Source organism: Acinetobacter sp. ATCC 27244 (assembly GCF_000156555.1).
Lineage (GTDB): Bacteria > Pseudomonadota > Gammaproteobacteria > Pseudomonadales > Moraxellaceae > Acinetobacter > Acinetobacter haemolyticus.
The window spans coordinates 45,137-47,267 of record NZ_GG665953.1; the positions used below are offsets into that span (position 1 = coordinate 45,137).

Genomic DNA, 2,131 nt, shown 5'->3' on the forward strand with positions numbered 1-2,131 from the left:
ACTTTCATCAATAAATACGTAGTCAAATATTTTTTTATCATCACTTTCAACCTTCCCTCTTAACTCCTTAATTGCATTTTTGCAATTGCAAACCAATAATATTGATTCACTGTTAGATTTTTTTGAAAAAAATTCATTTTAACTTATGTAAGTCACTGATAAACAAAACTCTATTTTTTGAAGAAAATTTATTTATTTTTAGTCGTAAAGATTATTTTGCCTATAACTCAAAATAAACACTATCCCTATAAATTTACTAGGTTTTATTTCATAAAAAATAAGTTTAATATGGAAATAAGATAATATTTTAAACAAAATTTTTATAAGCCAATTCAATAGAACATCGTAAAAACAAGGAGTAACAAATATGAGCTATCAAAAAATCTTAGTCGCTATCGATGACTCAGAAACTGCAGATAAAGTCATTCGTGAAGCAGCTCAATTGGCTAAAGCATTAAACAGCCAAATTACGGTTGTTGGTGTTGTAACATTGGACCCTTATTTAGCAGATACTTACATCCGTTATGGGCAAGGCAATGAGCTGATTGATCGCGTCAAAGGCTATGTGCGAGATAATTTAACGAAAGCAGAACAGAAATTTGAAGGCTTGGGTTTGAGTGTATCGACACAAATACTAGAAGGTATTTCAATACATCAAGAAATCATTAATGCTTCTCAAAATTTAGGTAGCGATTTAATTATTATGGGTTCACATGGTCGTACAGGATTTAAACAATTTGTTCTAGGAAGCGTTGCACAGAAAGTTTTGGCAGAAAGCCAACTCCCCGTGCTTATAGTTCGTTAATTACTTTTTAAGTTTAGCGATTAATAACTCAAAAGCATGGTAACTACCATGCTTTTTATTCCAATAAAACAACTTAATTCATTTGAAATCCAAAACTTATGCGTAACGTTATGTATAAGCATTGCAAATAAATAGTAAATTCCCTTCAATCTATTCAATATACATTGAGACTATTTTTATCAAATGGTCCAACCAAAAATTTTAAAATCAACCTTTCCATTCTCGAAGTAAACGCCCTCTGCTTCTAATAAACACTGCTGAACATTTCCCCTTTATCATTGATTCTATTAACACTGATTCGTCCTTGTGCATTTATGACACGATACCAAGGCACTTTACTTTCTTGATCCAAATGTTTTAGCACAAATCCAACTAGCCGTGCATGTTTAGGTAAACCTGCTAATTTTGCAATCTGACCATAACTTGCCACTTTTCCATAAGGAATGAGATCAATAACCTCAAGGATTTGGCGATGTAACTCTTGTTCATTCAACGTGATAAAACCTCAAAAAATTGCTATTATGAGCAAAAAATCACACAAACCAATTCAATATTAAAATATTAGAGATCTGGAAATGGCATATAAGAAAATTACGACACTATTCATGATCAGCCTAGTCTGTGTAGCATGCAGTACTAAAGAAAAAAGTTATGTTGAGTTAGAAAAACATCCGATCAAATTACACAAAGAAGAAGAAGAAAGTACCCTACCAGTCGTTTATGTAAGTTTTGTTTATACAACCAATACACCTAAAGCACGCGAGTACGACAACCGAAATCAAATGCTGAAAGAGATTAATATCCTAAACCAATACTTTGTGGATGAAAATAATCAAAAAATCTTTCGGTTCAAGCCTTACCGTTATTTTTCTTATGAAAACTTTAACAAACGTAACTGTGATTTAGCTTATCAGCTTAATCAACCTCGAAAAATAATTACTGAAAATATTCCTGCTGCTGTAAAACATTGCTTTCCAGAGCGTAGATCGAAAGAAGTTTTCTTCATTATATACGACTCATATAGTGACAGATTAAAATTTAGGGATGTCACCAGTTGGGGATTCCGTAACACAGGCCAACCATTTATTTTAATTGACTGGCAGAGATTAAATGGCTTTGTTGCACAAACCTTTTAAAGGCTGATTTCACCAAGTCTTACCAAATTCAAGGCACAACTTGGGTGTGAGGTCGGCCTAATTCTGTAAATTTATTTAAAATGGCTATACGGGCATGTACCTCATTGACTTGGCTTTGAAAGCTCCTAGCACTGAGTTTATCACTTAATAATTTGATGCAATGCATCTTTGTTTCCACCAAACTTCGGTG

Annotated in this window: 1 protein-coding gene and 3 pseudogenes; 2 read left to right on the forward strand and 2 right to left on the reverse strand. The window is 32.8% G+C overall.

What is annotated here, in order from left to right; all coding sequences use genetic code 11:
- The first annotated feature begins 367 nt into the window (after window positions 1–367).
- Window positions 368–805: a universal stress protein gene (locus tag HMPREF0023_RS06765; protein WP_005089448.1), complete on the forward strand. Its 438-nt coding sequence runs from the start codon at window positions 368–370 to the stop codon at window positions 803–805.
- 179 nt (window positions 806–984) lie between these two features.
- Here the strand turns inward: HMPREF0023_RS06765 and HMPREF0023_RS06770 are convergent.
- A pseudogene (locus HMPREF0023_RS06770) lies at window positions 985–1,298 on the reverse strand (MGMT family protein).
- A gap of 82 nt (window positions 1,299–1,380) precedes the next feature.
- Between HMPREF0023_RS06770 and HMPREF0023_RS06775 the strand changes: the two are divergent.
- Window positions 1,381–1,917, forward strand: a pseudogene (locus tag HMPREF0023_RS06775) (metalloprotease); the annotation flags it as partial.
- 52 nt (window positions 1,918–1,969) lie between these two features.
- On the opposite strand, the pseudogene HMPREF0023_RS16505 reads toward HMPREF0023_RS06775, so the two are convergent.
- A pseudogene (locus HMPREF0023_RS16505) lies at window positions 1,970–2,131 on the reverse strand (IS5/IS1182 family transposase); the annotation flags it as partial.

Coding starts and splice junctions, on each gene's coding strand:
- HMPREF0023_RS06765 (WP_005089448.1), top strand. CDS start 368: ATGAGCTATCAAAAAATCTTAGTCGCTATCGATGACTCAGAAACTGCA.